The organism is Arthrobacter sp. Soil762 (assembly GCF_001428335.1).
Lineage (GTDB): Bacteria > Actinomycetota > Actinomycetes > Actinomycetales > Micrococcaceae > Arthrobacter.
In genome coordinates, this window is the sequence record NZ_LMSG01000003.1 from 50,387 (window position 1) to 65,198 (window position 14,812).

The window sequence follows — 14,812 nt, forward strand, 5'->3', positions numbered from 1 at the left end:
ACCGTCACGCGTACCGAGAGCGGCGTCACAGTCAGCCCGCTGCCGGGTCCTTACCCTCGGCAGCGGTGCCCTCAGCACCGCCGTCAGGATCGGCGCGTTTCGCGGTGGCGCCCCCAGCCTCGGCGGCTGCTGCGCCCGTAAGGCGGAGCTTCACCACGGCAGCGTACTCGTCCACGTACTCCTGGCCGGAGAGCCGCATCAGCTCGAACATGATTTCATCGGTGACCTTGCGCTGGACCAGCCGGTCCTCCGCCTGGTCTGCGTACTGGCTGAAATCCAACGGCGCACCGAAAATCATGCCGATGCGACGGATGTTCGGCATCCGCTTGCCGATGGGCTGAACCTTGTCCGTGCCGATCATGGCCACGGGAATCACGGGCACACCAGCCTGCAGGGCCAGCCTGGCGACGCCCACTTTGCCCCGGTAGAGGCGGGCGTCGGGGCTGCGGGTCCCTTCAGGGTAGATGCCCAGCAGTCCCCCGCTTGTCAGGACATCCATGCCGGCGTTGAGCGAAACAGCCGATGCCGCGCCCCCGGACCTGTCCATGGGCAGCTGGTTGGTGAGCCTGAAGAACATGGCCGTCAGCCTGCCTTTGATGCCGGTGCCGGTGAAGTACTCGGACTTGGCCAGGAAAACAACCGGCCTGCGGACCATCAGCGGCATAAAGATGGAGTCGGAGAAAGACAGGTGGTTTGAGGCGATAATTGCCGCGCCCTGCGCTGGAACATTGTCCAGACCCTTGACCCAGGGGCGGAAAAGGAGCCGCAGCACCGGCCCCAGGAAGATCCTCTTCATGACCCAATAGAACACGTGACGAACCTCTCCGGAAGCCGGCCGGCCGGCCCTTCGTCGGGCCGGGCGGGCACTCCAGTGCAACCCTACTCTAGTGAGATTTGTCGAGAACAATGACACGATGGTGTTATGACAGAAAGCAGCATCGCGCCCCGGCCTGCCGCTTTCAGCTACCCCGGCCACGGACCCAATGCCACTACCGGGATTGCCATCTGCCATGGCTTTACCGGCAGCCCGCTCAGCGTCCTGCCCTGGGCAGAGGACCTCGCCGCCCAAGGATTCGCCGTGTCCGTGCCGCTCCTGCCCGGCCACGGTACGGATTGGCGGCAGCTCGCCCGCTCGAACTGGCGTGACTGGTACGGGACTTTCGAATCGGCGTACCTGCAGCTGAGCGCCCGGACAGAGCAGTGTTTTGTGGCCGGCCTCTCGATGGGTGGCGCCATTGCGCTACTGACTGCCGCCAAACATCCCGTGGCTGGCGTCTCTTTGGTGAATCCCGGCCTCAGCTTCTACGACCGCCGCGTGCGCGTCATCGGAGTTCTCAAGTACTTCCAGCGCACCACGCTGCCCATTCAGGAGGAACAGCCAACGGCGGACGTCACCAATAACGGCGACTACTCACGGACTCCGTTGGCAGCCGTGCACGAGCTCAAGAAGCTTTTCGGCACAGCCACCCGCGGGCTGCACCAGGTCACCGCCCCGGTGCAGGTATTCAAGTCCCAGTCGGACGTCGTGGTGCCGGCCACCTCACTCCTGATGTTGCGGCAGCGTTTGGGCCCACGGCTGGTGGAGGTGGTGGACCTGCACAACAGCGGTCACGTGGCCACCCTGGATGTTGATGCGCCCGAGATTTTTGCCCGTTCCAGCGCCTTCTTCCTTGCCCATGCACCCAGCACTGCACCGTCAGCCCGAACCGCGGCCACACCTCACACCACCTCGGAGACTTCATGACCGGCGTACCGGACCACAGCCCTTTCAGCAGCACCGTCAACGGCGACGGAGCCCGGATCGGGGTGGTCCTCTCACACGGATTCACGGGCAGTCCGCACGGGCTGCGCGCGTGGGCCCAGTCCCTTGCCGACGCCGGCTTCGCCGTACGAATGCCGCTGCTGCCCGGGCACGGCACCCGTTGGCAGGACCTTGCGCGCACGCGCTGGCCGCAGTGGCACGGCGCCCTGGACGACGCCTACCTGGAGCTGGCCTCCCGCTGCGACCACGTCTTCGTCGCCGGGCTGAGCATGGGCGGTGCCCTGTCCCTGAGAATTGCCGCCACCCGGCCCGTCGCGGGGGTGATCGTGGTGAACCCCGGACTGGTGATTGATGATCCCCGCGCTCCACTGGCTGGCATCCTGAAACTCGTCCTGAAGAGCACCCCGGCCATTGCCAACGACATCCTCAAGCCCGGGATGGACGAGGGCGCCTACCCGCGAACGCCCGTAGCTGCGGCCCATGAGCTGAACAAGATGTTCAAGGACACCATCCGGCTGCTCCCCCGCATCACCGCGCCTGTACGCGTCTTCCGGTCCACCGTGGACCACGTGGTTTCAGACACGAGTGTGGCAGCGCTGCGCCGCGGACTGACCAACGCTTCGCTGACACTGACCACCCTGGAGAACAGCTACCACGTGGCAACGCTGGACAACGACGCCGAGGAGATCTTCCAGGGGTCCGCCGACTTCATTCGGGCGGTGGTTGCCGGCACGGGAGCAGCCCAGGTGCAGGAGGGCACCGCCCATGAATAGGCCCGACTCCGGCTCGCCGGACCAGAGCGCAAACCAGGACGATGCTGTGTGGCTGGACCTTGTGGCCCGGCTCGAAGAGAAACCTGCCACCCCTACCGGCACAGCGGACCCGGGCATCGACGCCGCCCCAGGCCCTGACGCCACGGGCATTGACCCCGAAACTCCTGGTCCGGCCGGCCCGAAGGCCGGGTCCGGCAGGTCCGCGACGTTCCGCGACTTTGATCCGCTGGGTCTGGCGGGAACAGCCCCCACCGAACTGTCCGCAGCCGAACGGCAGGCGGCGACGCCGGGCGCCGGTGACGGCGGGAAGACCGACGCCGGCCAAGGGGCCGGCGGTGACGGCCAGGGCGGCACCGCCGCCTTCGGCCCGCGTGACTATGCCGTGGAGGACGACGCCGGGGACTTCGTTCCGGAAGAACCGCCAAGCCTTGCCGGGACGGATCCCCTGACCATGCTTGCCTGGCTTGGCGCAATTGGTGCGCCCATTGCCTTGCTGCTGGCCGTCATGTTCTGGCGGTCCGCGCCGCTGCTGGCCATTGTGGGCATGGTGGCGGTGTTCATCCTTGCCGTGGTTTACCTCATCATGAAGCTGCCCCAGGAAAAAGACGAGAACGACGACGGCGCCCGCGTCTGAGGAGCGGCAGTCACCGGATGCGGCTGCTGACCCGGGACAGGTCGGCTGCCCCGATAAGACCCGCGTTGGGTCCGAGCGCTGCCAGCTCGATGCCGGCCGCCGGACGGAAGCCGCGGCCGGTAAGGTTCCGCGCGAATGCTTTACGGGCAGGCTCCACCAGCAGGTCCCCTGCCGAGCAGAGTCCCCCGCCGATCACAAACAGCCCCGGATCCAATGAGGCCGCGAGGTTCGCCAATCCCAGGCCCAGCCATTCGCCCACTTCATCCAGGAGTTCGCGGCAGGCCGCATCGCCGGCGAGTGCCAGCTCGGTAACAATCGCCCCGGTGATCTGCTCCGCGTCACCGCCGACGGTGGCCAGCAGTTCCTGGGCCACCGGCGAATTGGCGCGCGCCAGAATCCTCGCTTCCCGGCCCAGGGCGTTGCCCGACGCGTACTGCTCCCAGCAGCCCCGGTTGCCGCACTCGCAACGCTGCCCGCCGGGCATGATGATCTGGTGGCCGAATTCGCCGGCTACGCCAAACCGGCCGCGCTCAACCCGGCCGTCCATCACCATGGCACCGCCGATGCCGGTACCGAGGGTTATGCACACGAGCCTGTCCTCGCCCTGGCCCGCACCAAAGCGCCATTCCGCCCAGGCCGCGGCGTCGGCGTCGTTCGTCAGCAGCACAGGCCGGCGCAGCAGGCGCTGCAGGTTTGCGCGCAACGGCTCGTTGCGCCAGGCGAGGTGCGGACTGAAAAGCACGGTTCCGCCGTCCAGATCCATCCACCCGGCGGCACCGATGCCTACTGACCAGACCCTGTGACCGGCTCCGAGTTCGTCCACGAGCTCTACGATGACCTGCTCTACCGCACGCGGGTCGCTGCCGGGGGTGGACCGCCGGGCCTCGCTCAGGATCCTTCCGTCGGCGTCCACCACGCCGGCGGCGACCTTGGTGCCGCCGATATCGATGCCGATTGCCAGCCCCTTGCGCCCGAGGCGCAGGTGCTCGCGGAACGTTTCCACCTGCCGGGGCCGGGCCCTCAAGGCCAGCGGCCGCCGGCGCCAGGGAGCCGGACGTCGGGGCGGAGCGGCTGGCTCGCCGGGGGGCGTTACATACATAGTGCTTCATTCTAGGGTGCCCCGGGCGGGCAGCGCCGGAGGCCGGGCCCATGGCCTTCACACTCCTCTTTGACTCCTATGTTACTGGCCAGTAGGTTTGTTTCTGCACGGCCAAGTTGCAGGCGTATTAGTCTTTAGGCATACCCTGTGCGGGTCTATGGATATCAAAGGAGCTATAGTGCGCGAATTCAGTGTTCCGCCCCTGGTTGTTGTCCCACCGGAAACCAACATCACCGATCTCTTGCTTCGGCAGGCAGCCAAGCCCAGCAACCCGGCGCTCTTCTCGCGGCTGGACTCCGCAGGCGCCTGGCGGGACGTCTCCGCCACGGACTTCCTGGCGGACGTCTCAGCCCTTGCAAAGGGCCTGATGGCCAGCGGCGTGGGAGCCGGCGACCGGGTGGGCATCATGTCCCGCACACGCTACGAGTGGGCGCTCATCGACTTCGCCATCTGGTTCGCCGGCGCCGTCTCGGTGCCCATCTACGAGACCTCGTCGCCGTCGCAGGTTGCCTGGAACCTCGGTGACTCAGGGGCCGTGGCCGCCTTCGGCGAGGCTGCCCACCACGAGGACATCATCCGGCAGGCGGCCACCTCGGAAGGCCTCACCGCCCTCCAGCACGTCTGGCAGCTCGAAGGCGGCGGACTGGACGCCGTCCGTGAGGCCGGCCGGGACGTCAGCGACGCCGACCTTGAGGCCCGCCGCTCATCGGCGCGGCTCAGTGACGTTGCCACCCTGATCTACACCTCCGGCACCACCGGCCGGCCGAAGGGCTGCGAGCTGACCCACGGCAACTTCGTTGAGCTGTCCGACAACGCCCTGGCGCTGCTTGGCGACGTGGTCAACGAGCAGGCAAAAACCATCATGTTCCTGCCTTTGGCGCACGTCTTTGCCCGGTTCATTTCGGTGCTGGCCGTGGCCGCCGGGGCCACCGTGGCGCACACCCCCGACATCAAGAACCTGCTGGCTGACCTGCAGAGCTATCAGCCCACGTTCATCCTGGCCGTGCCGCGCGTCTTCGAAAAGGTGTACAACTCGGCCCTGACAAAGGCAGAAGACGGCGGCAAGGGTGCCATCTTCCACAAGGCCACGGAGACCGCCATCGCGTTCTCCAAAGCCCGCCAGGCCGGGCACGTTGGCTTGGGGCTGAAACTCAAGCACACAGTGTTCGACAAACTCGTTTACGGCAAGCTGCGCGCTGCGATGGGCGGGAACGTGGCCCATGCTGTGTCCGGCGGCGGTCCGCTCGGCGAACGGCTGGGCCACTTCTTCCAGGGCATCGGCATGCAGATCCTTGAAGGGTATGGCCTGACCGAGACCACCGCCCCGATTTCCGTCAACACGCCGGCCCTGATCAAGATCGGTTCCGTGGGGAAGCCCCTGCCGGGCAACTCCGTCAGGATCGCCGACGACGGCGAGATCCTGGCCAAGGGCGTCTGTGTGATGCGCGGCTACTACAAGCGCGATGACCTGATGGCGGATACGTTTACCGATGACTGGTTCCGCACCGGCGACATCGGACGGCTCGACGAGAGCGGCTTCCTGTGGATCACCGGCCGCAAGAAGGAAATCATTGTCACGGCCGGCGGTAAGAACGTGGTTCCGGCCCTGCTGGAGGACCAGATCCGGGCGGATGCGCTGGTCTCCCAGGTCCTGGTGGTGGGAGACAACCGGCCGTTCATCGGCGCCCTGGTGACCCTGGACCAGGAGGCCCTGCCGGGCTGGCTCCAGCGGCACGGACTGCCGGCCACCACCACGCTCGACGAAGCCGTCGAGAACCCGGTGGTCAAGGCCGCCGTGCAGGACCTGATCACGCATGCCAACGCCTCGGTGTCGCAGGCGGAAGCCATCAAGTCATTCCGGATCGTCGCTTCGGACTTCACGGAAGCTTCCGGCCACCTGACGCCGTCCATGAAGGTGAAGCGGGCCCAGGTGATGAAGGACTTCGAGACAGTCATCGAGGAAATGTACGGCGCGCCGCGCGGGTAAGCGGCAACGCAAAACGAAGGGCCCTCCCGGCGGAAGCAATCTTCCAAGCCGGGAGGGCCCTTCCTTTTGTGGTTGGACTGCTTAGCCCTACTCCACGACCAGGAGGAGGTCGCCACCCTGGACCTGCTCCACCGCTGAAATGGCGAGCCGCGAGACTTTGCCTGCCGCCGGCGTCGTGATGGAGGCTTCCATCTTCATCGCTTCGATGGTGGCCACCGTGTCACCGGCGTTGACCGTGTCGCCGGCCTTGACGGTCACGGTGACGGCGCCGGCGAACGGTGCGGCGACGTGGCCTGGCTGGGCCGGGTCTGCCTTCTCGGCGGCCTTGACGTTGCTCACCACGGAGCGGTCACGGACCACAACGGGGCGGGACTGGCCGTTCAAGGTGCACATGACCGTGCGCATGCCTTTTTCATCGGGCTCGGAAACGGCTTCCAGCGAGGCGATCAGCCGGACTCCCTTCTCCAGCTGGATCTCGTGCTCGGCGCCGCGCTGAAGGCCATAAAGGTAGTCGCGGGTGTCGAGGACGGAAATGTTGCCGTAGGTTTCCACGCTCTTGAGGTAGTCCTTGGTGGGGCCTTCGAAGAGCAGGCGGTTCAGCGTGCTCTGGCGGGTCTTGGAATCACCGTGGAGCGCGGCGCTGTCCTCGGGGCTGAGGTCAACGTCGCGGACCTTAATGCTGCGGCCCTGGAGAGCCTTGGTGCGGAAAGGTTCCGGCCATCCTCCGGGCGGGTCGCCAAGTTCGCCGGACAGGAAGCCGATGACGGAGTCCGGGATGTCGTAGTTCTGCGGGTTTTCGTTGAAGTCCGCCGGATCTGCGTTGAGGCCCACGAGGTGCAGGGCGAGGTCGCCCACCACCTTGGACGACGGCGTGACCTTCACCAGGCGGCCCAGGATCCGGTCCGCCGCGGTGTACATGTCCTCGATCGCCTCGAAGCGCTCCCCCAGACCCAGCGCCATGGCCTGCTGGCGCAGGTTTGACAGCTGGCCGCCCGGGATTTCGTGCTGGTAGACGCGGCCGGTGGGGCCTGGCAGGCCTGACTCGAACGGCGCGTAGACGCGGCGCACGGCTTCCCAGTACGGCTCAAGGGAGCTGACTGCGTCAAGGCTCAAGCCTGTGTCACGCGGGGTGTGCGCCAGCGCCGCCACCAGGGCGGAGGCGGACGGCTGGCTGGTGGTCCCGGCCAGCGAAGCGGAGGCAACGTCAACAGCGTCCACGCCGGCGTCAACTGCCGCCAGCAGGGTGGCCAGCTGGCCGCCTGCCGTGTCATGCGTGTGGAGGTGGACCGGGAGGTCGAAGCGTTCCCGCAGTGCGGCCACGAGTTTGGCGGCCGCTGCCGGCCGGAGCAGCCCGGCCATGTCCTTGATAGCCAGGATGTGCGCGCCGGCATCCACAATCCGCTGGGCCAGTTCCAGGTAGTAGTCCAGCGTGTACAGCTTCTCGTCCGGGTTCAGCATGTCGCCGGTGTAACACAGTGCTACCTCGGCTACCGCAGTACCGGTGGCACGGACGGCGCGGATGGCCGGGGCCATCTGGTTCACGTCGTTCAGGGCATCGAAGATGCGGAAAATGTCGATACCGGTGGCAGCGGCCTCGTTGACGAAAGCCACGGTCACTTCTTCCGGGTACGGCGTGTAGCCCACCGTGTTCCGGCCGCGCAGCAGCATCTGCAGGCAGACGTTGGGCAGCGCCTTCCGCAGGGCAGCCAGGCGGTCCCAGGGGTCCTCGCCGAGGAAGCGAAGGGCCACATCGTAGGTGGCGCCGCCCCAGGCCTCAACGGACAGGAGTTCCGGCAGGAGGGCTGTGACCGCGGGACCGGCGGCCACGAGGTCGCGGGTACGGACGCGGGTGGCAAGCAGGGACTGGTGGGCGTCGCGGAAGGTGGTGTCGGTGACGGCCACGGCGGTCTGCTCACGCAAGGCTTTGGCGAAGCCTTCGGGGCCAAGCTCCACGAGGCGCTGGCGCGATCCCGGTGCTGCCTGCCGATCCCCAACGGCCGGAAGTTTGGCGGCCGGATCCGAGTGCACTTTCAGCTCGCCGTTGGGCTTGTTGACCGTGACTTCGGCCAGCCATGTGAGGAGCTTGGTGCCGCGGTCGGCGGAGACCCGGGCCTTCAGCAGCTGGGGACGCTCGTCGATGAAGTTGGTGGCGACGTTGCCGGCAATGAAGTCGGCATCGTCGAGCACGGCCTGGAGAAAGGAAATGTTGGTGGACACACCCCGGATGCGGAACTCCGCGAGTGCCCGGCGGGCACGGGCCACGGCGGCCGGGTAGTCGCGGCCGCGGCAGCTCAGCTTCACGAGCATGGAGTCGAAGTGCGGGCTGATTTCGGCACCCGAGTACACGGTGCCGCCGTCGAGCCTTACACCGGCGCCGCCGGCGGAGCGGTAGCCGGTGATCTTCCCGACGTCGGGCCGGAACCCGTTGGCCGGGTCCTCGGTGGTGATGCGGCACTGCAGCGCTGCGCCCTTAAGCTGGACCGTTTCCTGGGAGAGGCCGAGGTCCGCAAGGGTCTCGCCGGAAGCGATCCGAAGCTGTGCCTGCACCAGGTCAACGTCCGTCACTTCCTCAGTGACGGTGTGTTCGACCTGGATGCGGGGGTTCATTTCGATGAAGACGTGCTGTCCGGCGCGTTCGCCGACGGTGTCCACCAGGAACTCCACGGTTCCGGCGTTGACGTAGTTCAGGGCCTTGGCGAACTTCACCGCGTCACGGTAAAGGGCCTGGCGGATGCCTTCGTCCAGGTTGGGCGCGGGGGCGATCTCGATGACCTTCTGATGACGGCGCTGGATGGAGCAGTCACGTTCGAAGAGGTGGATGACATTACCCTCGGCGTCGGCCAGGATCTGCACCTCGATGTGGCGCGGGCGGAGCACTGCCTGCTCCAGGAACATGGTGGGGTCACCGAATGCCGCATCGGCTTCGCGCATGGCGGCCTGCAGGGCCTCGGGAAGGGCTTCCCTCGTGTCGACGCGGCGCATGCCACGTCCGCCGCCGCCGGCGACGGCCTTGGCGAAAATGGGGAAACCGATCTCGTCGGCTGCGGCGATCAGCTCATCCATGTCCTTCGAGGGTTCACTCGATTTCAGGACGGGAACACCGGCCTCACGGGCAGCCTTCAGTGCTGCCACCTTATTGCCGGCCAGCTCAAGCACCTCAGCCGGGGGGCCAACAAAGGTGATGCCGGCTTCCTGGGCGGCGCGGGCCAGATCGGGGTTTTCCGAAAGAAAGCCGTAGCCGGGATAGATGGCGTCGGCGCCGGATTCCTTGGCGACGCGGACCACCTCGGCAACATCCAGGTAGGCCCGCACGGGATGCCCCACTTCGCCGATCAGATATGCCTCATCGGCCTTCTGGCGGTGGATCGAATTTCGGTCCTCATTGGGGAAAACAGCAACGGTCTTGGCGCCCAGCTCGTAGCTGGCACGGAAGGCCCTGATCGCGATTTCGCCGCGGTTGGCCACCAGAATCTTGGAAAACATAATTCTCCTGCATCATTGCGGGTGTATCGGTAAGTGGTCACAGTGTCTAAGACCCGCGCTTAGAAATACAAATCCTTGTGGCCACAGTCACAGAAACTTCCGTCATGTCCCGCGTGCATCGACGGAGGCTGGCAGATCCGGCCACCCATACCATCGCCGTGCCATGCCGCGTCCCTATAAGACGGGATTCACCGGCGCAGCCACATATGATGAGTAAGGCGGCTCGAGCCGCCAGCTTCGGCAGTGCCGGAGCAAACATTACCCCCAACACGGCAGCCGGCGTTAGGTTTTGGTCTCACAAGTGCAAGTAGTCAGCATCAGCAGCCTCAAGGGCGGAGTCGGCAAGACGTCCGTCACCACAGGATTGGCGTCTGCGGCGCTTGCCGCGGGCATCCCCACACTGGTGGTGGACCTCGATCCCCATGCGGACGCGACCACTGCCCTGGGCGTCCAGGCCGGCGACCAGCTGGACATCGGCAGGATGCTTAAGAGCCCCCGCCGTGCCAAGCTCGCGGACAATGTCGCGGGCAGCTCCTGGACGGCGCGGGCGCATACCAACGGATCCGGACCGGCCGTCCTGGACGTCGCCGTGGGTTCGGCGTACACCGGCATCTACGACCGCCCCGACCTTGGCCGCAGGGATCTTCGCAGGCTTTCCGCGGTCCTGGCTGGCGCCGACCGCTACGAGCTGGTCCTCATTGACTGCCCGCCGTCGCTGAACGGGCTGACCCGGATGGCCTGGTCCGCAAGTGACAAAGTAGCGCTCGTGGCCGAGCCGGGACTCTTCTCGGTGGCTGGAACGGAACGGACCATGCGCGCCATCCAGCTGTTCAAGCAGGAATTCGCGCCGAACCTATCCCCCGCAGGCATTGTGGCCAACCGCGTGCGCACCGGCTCCTCCGAACACACCTACCGGCTCGCGGAAATGGAATCGATGTTCGGTGACCTGCTGCTGAGCCCACGCATCCCCGAACAGGCGAACTGGCAGCAGATCCAGGGCGCGGCCCACCCGGTGCACCACTGGCCCGGCGAATCCGCGAAGACATCTGCTGCGTTGTTCGATACTCTCCTGGCCAACCTCCTGGCGACCGGAAACGGCCTGCGAAACCGAACCCAGCGTTAACCCTTTGGGTGCAGCCCCGCTGCAGCCAAAGGTTCCGCGGACAACAAGAAGAGGCCATCCCCGCCGGGGGTGGCCTCTTCTTGCTGGTGTTGCGCCAGCCTGTTGTCAGCCGATCTTGCGGGCAGCGCGCCGCTTGCTCAGCTCGTCGTCGGGAAAGGAGTGTTCGGCGGCGTGTTCGCTCGGCAGGGAAGCCAGGCTGCCCTCGACTTCGCGCCAGACCCTGCCCACGGCGATGCCGAAGACGCCTTGGCCGCCCTGGACAAGATCGATGACCTCGTCTGCGGAGGTGCATTCGTAGACGCTCGCGCCGTCGCTCATGAGCGTGATCTGTGCCAGATCCTCCACGCCGCGTTCGCGCAGGTGTTCGACTGCCGTGCGGATCTGCTGAAGGGAGACACCGGTGTCCAGGAGCCGCTTGACGACCTTGAGGACCAGAATGTCCCGGAAGCCGTAGAGTCGCTGCGAGCCGGAGCCTGCGGCGCCGCGGACTGCGGGCTCAACCAGCCCGGTGCGTGCCCAGTAGTCCAGCTGGCGGTACGTGATGCCGGCAGCCTTGCAGGCCGTGGGCCCGCGGTAACCGGCGTCCTCGTCCAGGACGGGAAGGTCTTCGGTAAACAGGAGGCCCTGGGCACCGCTCGCGGGCACAGCCACACCAGCCGTTGTGGGCTGCTTCAGCCCGCCTGCTTCGCCTTTGGGACTCACCTGGATCCTCCTTGTCATAAGCTCCCGGGGGACCACTGCACCAGCCGGTGCACGCATGAAGTCCATGCATGTAATTTCGCGGGGGTCGTACTTTTACAGTGTGACTTGCGCGGCTGCTGTAAGCAATGGGAGCTTGATACCTTCGACGTTAGGCCCGCTGTGCCCCAAGGTCAAAGATCTAGGCCGCTTGGGGCAGGCGTGTCGGAACTTTCAAGCTCAACTTTAACCCTAATGTGACCTCAGCCGTCGAAGTCTTCGGGCTCCACATCGTCCAGGAACTCACGGAAGCGCCGCAGTTCGCGCTCCTCGTCCACGGTGGGACCCGGGTCAGTGTCCTCCCCCTCGTCATGCTCGGTAATTCGGACTCCGGCTTCATCCATTACCGAGTCGGCACACCAGATGCGGCATTTGGCCCGCAACGCGATCGCGAGGGCGTCCGATGCCCGCGAGCTGACGGTGGTGCCGTTCTCGAACTGGAGCTGGCCATAAAAAATGTTGTCCTCAACGGCCACAATGTTGACGCTGACAACCGAATGGCCCAGGGACTCCACCACGTCCACCAGGAGGTCGTGGGTCATGGGGCGCGGAGGCACCACCCCTTGTTGGGCCAGGGCGATGGCACTTGCCTCTGGAGTCCCGATCCAGATGGGCACGTGCCGTTCGCCGTGGATCTCGCGCAGCAGGACGAGCGGCTGGTTGGACGGCAGTTCGATACGAACGCCTACGATCTCCACTTCGATCATCAGATGTCCATGCGTGAGATACGGTCCTGGACCAGTGCCCGGTGCAGGACCAGGCAGAGGTCGCTGATTTCGCGGGCCGCTTCAGCAGCCCGCGCCTGTGAGGCGGAATCGCGCCGGGACGCGAGCGGCGCAACTGCGCGCTCCACGAGTCCGAACTCACGTTCCGCGGCGGCCTGGAACGGCCGCAGGTGGCGCGGCTCAAGGCCGTGGCTCTCCAGTTGCACGCAGGCACGGGCCACCTGGAGGGCGTGCTCGTCGAACTTCCCGTTGCTGTGGCTGATCAGCCCGAAGCTCAGCAGCGATTGGAGTAGCGGAATGCTGGCGCCGGATTCGGTCCGCAGCTGTTCCTCGCTGAATTTCCGGCCGCGGTTCTGAAGCTCCACGGCCAATTCATCCGAAACGATCCGCGGCGAAACCACGACGCCGGGCGGCAGGTTCTCGGGCCGCTCTCCCCTGTCGATCGCATCAAGGTAGTCCTTGATGACTTTCAGTGGAAGGTACTGGTCCCGCTGCAGTGCCAGCACAAAACGGAGACGTTCGACGTCACTGTCCGAGTACTGCCGGTATCCGGCCGGAGTACGGCGCGGATTAATCAGTCCCTTTTCCTCGAGGAACCTGATTTTCGACGCGGTCATACCCGGAAAGTCGCCGCTGAGTTGCGCGAGGACTTCCCCGATGTTCAAAACTTGGGGCCCCCGGCGTTCCGGTTGTGCCATTGCCACAGGCAAGTGTCCCGGGATCAGGCGCGGCCTGCCGCGCGGGCAGGGCTCAGGTAGAAGGTGAGTCGGAACTTGCCGATCTGGACTTCATTCCCGGACTTTAGCTCAACACTGTCCACGCGGTCGTGGTTGACGTACGTGCCGTTGAGGCTGCCGGTATCCACCACTTCAAAGCTCCGCGCAGTGCGGCGGAACTCGACGTGGCGCCGCGAGACGGTGACGTCATCCAGGAAGATGTCGGCATCAGGATGACGGCCGGCCGTGGTGGTGTCCGTGTCAAGCAGGAAGCGGGCACCCGCGTTCGGGCCGCTGTGGGCCACCAGGAGCGCGGAACCGGCCGGCAGCGCCTCCACGGATGAACGCTCGTCCGTGGAGAGCTTGGGGGCGATGGTGGGTTCGTCGGAGACGGGGGTGAGATGGATCGAGGTGGTCTCCGAAGCCCTGGCCGCACCTGTGCCGTGCCCGCCTTCGGCAGGGTCCTGTTCGTGGCCAACCATGGATTCCTCCTCTTTCGCTGCAGCTCTCACGCCTGCAATCAACTTTTGCCCTGACGGATCCGCCTCGCGTATCCGATGCCGGGCCCCGATCCGGCCACTGACATGCGAAGACGCCATTTGGCCGGACCGGATGAACCCGTTAGCTTCAGCCTACCTGCTGTTCGTACTCGGATGCACTGAGCAAGGATTCCACAGCGTCCGCTTCTGCCAGCCGGATCTCGATCAGCCAGCCGTCGCCGTACGGATCGGAGTTGATCAACGCCGAATCGGTATCGAGGGATTCGTTGCGTGCCACGACTTCGCCGCTGACCGGAGCATAGATGTCGCTGACGCTCTTGGTGGATTCGACTTCGCCCACGACTTCGTTTGCGGTGACTTTCGTGCCGGCTTCCGGCATCTGGGCATAGACAACATCTCCGAGTGCGTCCTGCGCGAAGTCGGTGATGCCCACCCGGACCACGCCGTCGGCGCTCGGTGCGGATACCCACTCGTGCTCGGCGGTGTAGGACAGGTCTTCGGGAATGTTGCTCATCAGGGGCCTTTCATCGGGTCAATCACCAATGTCAACGGGGCCTGGGAAACAAGCCGCCGCTGAAAGTATAGGCACAACTCCACGGGCGTTCGAGGTGGATTCTGACATGATGAGTCGCATGAGAACACACTCACAGGAATCGCCCGCGAAAAAGGCGAACTGGGCTGCTCGGATCATCCTCGTTGCGGTGGCGCTGGTGGTCCTCGCTATCGCTTACTTTGCTTTTGCGGCCATCCTCCCGGTCTGGTGGGCGAATGTTATCCGCAACCAGGTCCAGGGCAATCTTGGGGCGGGCATCCTGGTGGGGATGTTTTACGGGTTCGTTTTCACGTTCGTCCCCCTCCTGGTGGCCTGGCAGGCCACGCGCAAATCCGTGAGCTGGCCCTGGAAGCTGACTATCCTCGTCGCCGCTGTGGCTCTCGCATCCCCGAATCTGCTGACCGCCGGGATCATGTTCGGCAGCTCGCAGGCCGCCCATAACGGACAGCGGATCCTTGGCACAGAGGCAACCTGGTTCCCGCTGTGGACACAGATCTCAGCCATCGCAGCCGGCTTCGTCTATGTGGTTGGCCTGATCCTGTGGAGGGTCTGGCGGCAGCGCGGCAAGAAGATGAAAGTACTCAAGAAGGCAGATGCCGAGCGTTCCTTGGCTGCGAAGGCGGCCAATGACTCCGCCGCCAGCTCACCTGGTCCCAATGCGTCGCCTGTTCCTGAGGCGCCGGCCGCACCCGACAGCCAGGCTGACCGCAGGTAAAGCC

The 14,812-nt window shown here is 65.6% G+C and carries 14 protein-coding genes; 6 read left to right on the forward strand and 8 right to left on the reverse strand.

What is annotated here, in order from left to right:
• Positions 1-31: 31 nt before the first annotated feature.
• Entirely contained in the window at positions 32-811 is a 780-nt protein-coding gene (locus tag ASG77_RS05645) for a lysophospholipid acyltransferase family protein (protein ID WP_056342285.1), read from the reverse strand.
• Positions 812-922: 111 nt separating this feature from the next.
• Between ASG77_RS05645 and ASG77_RS05650 the strand changes: the two genes are divergently transcribed.
• The 3 genes from ASG77_RS05650 to ASG77_RS05660 are packed head-to-tail and all read left to right on the forward strand — an operon-like array spanning position 923 to position 3,169.
• Positions 923-1,744, forward strand: a complete 822-nt coding sequence (locus ASG77_RS05650; protein ID WP_056342288.1) for an alpha/beta hydrolase — start codon at positions 923-925, stop codon at positions 1,742-1,744.
• Positions 1,741-2,535: an alpha/beta hydrolase gene (locus tag ASG77_RS05655; protein ID WP_056342291.1), complete on the forward strand. Its 795-nt coding sequence runs from the start codon at positions 1,741-1,743 to the stop codon at positions 2,533-2,535. Before ASG77_RS05650 ends, ASG77_RS05655 begins: the two co-directional genes overlap by 4 nt.
• Complete coding sequence (locus ASG77_RS05660) at positions 2,528-3,169, forward strand: hypothetical protein (protein WP_056342294.1); 642 nt, start codon at positions 2,528-2,530, stop codon at positions 3,167-3,169. Before ASG77_RS05655 ends, ASG77_RS05660 begins: the two co-directional genes overlap by 8 nt.
• Positions 3,170-3,179: 10 nt before the next feature.
• On the opposite strand, the gene ASG77_RS05665 is transcribed toward ASG77_RS05660, so the two are convergent.
• A complete protein-coding gene (locus ASG77_RS05665) occupies positions 3,180-4,268 on the reverse strand; it encodes an ROK family glucokinase (RefSeq protein ID WP_156380186.1) in 1,089 nt (362 codons plus the stop codon).
• 178 nt (positions 4,269-4,446) lie between these two features.
• On the opposite strand from ASG77_RS05665, the gene ASG77_RS05670 reads away from it, so the two are divergent.
• Complete coding sequence (locus tag ASG77_RS05670) at positions 4,447-6,255, forward strand: AMP-dependent synthetase/ligase (RefSeq protein WP_056342299.1); 1,809 nt, start codon at positions 4,447-4,449, stop codon at positions 6,253-6,255.
• A gap of 87 nt (positions 6,256-6,342) precedes the next feature.
• Here the strand turns inward: ASG77_RS05670 and ASG77_RS05675 are convergent, their stop codons facing one another.
• Positions 6,343-9,738 carry a pyruvate carboxylase gene (locus tag ASG77_RS05675; protein WP_056342303.1) on the reverse strand — a complete coding sequence of 1,132 codons (3,396 nt, stop codon included), beginning with the start codon at positions 9,736-9,738 and terminating at the stop codon, positions 6,343-6,345.
• A gap of 301 nt (positions 9,739-10,039) precedes the next feature.
• Between ASG77_RS05675 and ASG77_RS05680 the strand changes: the two genes are divergently transcribed.
• Positions 10,040-10,861, forward strand: a complete 822-nt coding sequence (locus tag ASG77_RS05680; RefSeq protein ID WP_056342306.1) for a ParA family protein — start codon at positions 10,040-10,042, stop codon at positions 10,859-10,861.
• Positions 10,862-10,966: 105 nt separating this feature from the next.
• Here the strand turns inward: ASG77_RS05680 and ASG77_RS05685 are convergent, their stop codons facing one another.
• From ASG77_RS05685 to gcvH, 5 genes are all read right to left on the reverse strand, one after another.
• The gene (locus ASG77_RS05685; RefSeq protein WP_056342309.1) at positions 10,967-11,563 is read right to left on the reverse strand and encodes a MerR family transcriptional regulator; all 597 of its coding nucleotides are present in this window, start codon (positions 11,561-11,563) and stop codon (positions 10,967-10,969) included.
• A gap of 239 nt (positions 11,564-11,802) precedes the next feature.
• Entirely contained in the window at positions 11,803-12,306 is a 504-nt protein-coding gene (locus ASG77_RS05690; RefSeq protein WP_056342311.1) for a bifunctional nuclease family protein, read from the reverse strand.
• Complete coding sequence (gene ftsR, locus ASG77_RS05695; protein ID WP_056342316.1) at positions 12,306-13,022, reverse strand: transcriptional regulator FtsR; 717 nt, start codon at positions 13,020-13,022, stop codon at positions 12,306-12,308. Before ftsR ends, ASG77_RS05690 begins: the two co-directional genes overlap by 1 nt.
• 23 nt (positions 13,023-13,045) lie before the next feature.
• Positions 13,046-13,522, reverse strand: coding sequence for an FHA domain-containing protein (locus ASG77_RS05700; protein WP_056342318.1), 477 nt, complete (start codon positions 13,520-13,522; stop codon positions 13,046-13,048).
• Between the two features lie 145 nt (positions 13,523-13,667).
• Positions 13,668-14,054, reverse strand: a complete 387-nt coding sequence (gene gcvH / locus ASG77_RS05705; protein WP_056342321.1) for a glycine cleavage system protein GcvH — start codon at positions 14,052-14,054, stop codon at positions 13,668-13,670.
• Positions 14,055-14,172: 118 nt separating this feature from the next.
• On the opposite strand from gcvH, the gene ASG77_RS05710 reads away from it, so the two are divergent.
• On the forward strand, positions 14,173-14,808 hold the full coding sequence (locus tag ASG77_RS05710) for a hypothetical protein (RefSeq protein ID WP_056342325.1): 636 nt from the start codon (positions 14,173-14,175) through the stop codon (positions 14,806-14,808).
• Positions 14,809-14,812 lie beyond the last annotated feature (4 nt).

Coding starts and splice junctions, on each gene's coding strand:
- ASG77_RS05650 (WP_056342288.1), top strand. CDS start 923: ATGACAGAAAGCAGCATCGCGCCCCGGCCTGCCGCTTTCAGCTACCCC.
- ASG77_RS05655 (WP_056342291.1), top strand. CDS start 1,741: ATGACCGGCGTACCGGACCACAGCCCTTTCAGCAGCACCGTCAACGGC.
- ASG77_RS05660 (WP_056342294.1), top strand. CDS start 2,528: ATGAATAGGCCCGACTCCGGCTCGCCGGACCAGAGCGCAAACCAGGAC.
- ASG77_RS05665 (WP_156380186.1), bottom strand. CDS start 4,268: ATGTATGTAACGCCCCCCGGCGAGCCAGCCGCTCCGCCCCGACGTCCG.
- ASG77_RS05675 (WP_056342303.1), bottom strand. CDS start 9,738: ATGTTTTCCAAGATTCTGGTGGCCAACCGCGGCGAAATCGCGATCAGG.
- ASG77_RS05690 (WP_056342311.1), bottom strand. CDS start 12,306: ATGATCGAAGTGGAGATCGTAGGCGTTCGTATCGAACTGCCGTCCAAC.
- ftsR (WP_056342316.1), bottom strand. CDS start 13,022: ATGGCACAACCGGAACGCCGGGGGCCCCAAGTTTTGAACATCGGGGAA.
- ASG77_RS05700 (WP_056342318.1), bottom strand. CDS start 13,522: ATGGTTGGCCACGAACAGGACCCTGCCGAAGGCGGGCACGGCACAGGT.
- gcvH (WP_056342321.1), bottom strand. CDS start 14,054: ATGAGCAACATTCCCGAAGACCTGTCCTACACCGCCGAGCACGAGTGG.
- ASG77_RS05710 (WP_056342325.1), top strand. CDS start 14,173: ATGAGAACACACTCACAGGAATCGCCCGCGAAAAAGGCGAACTGGGCT.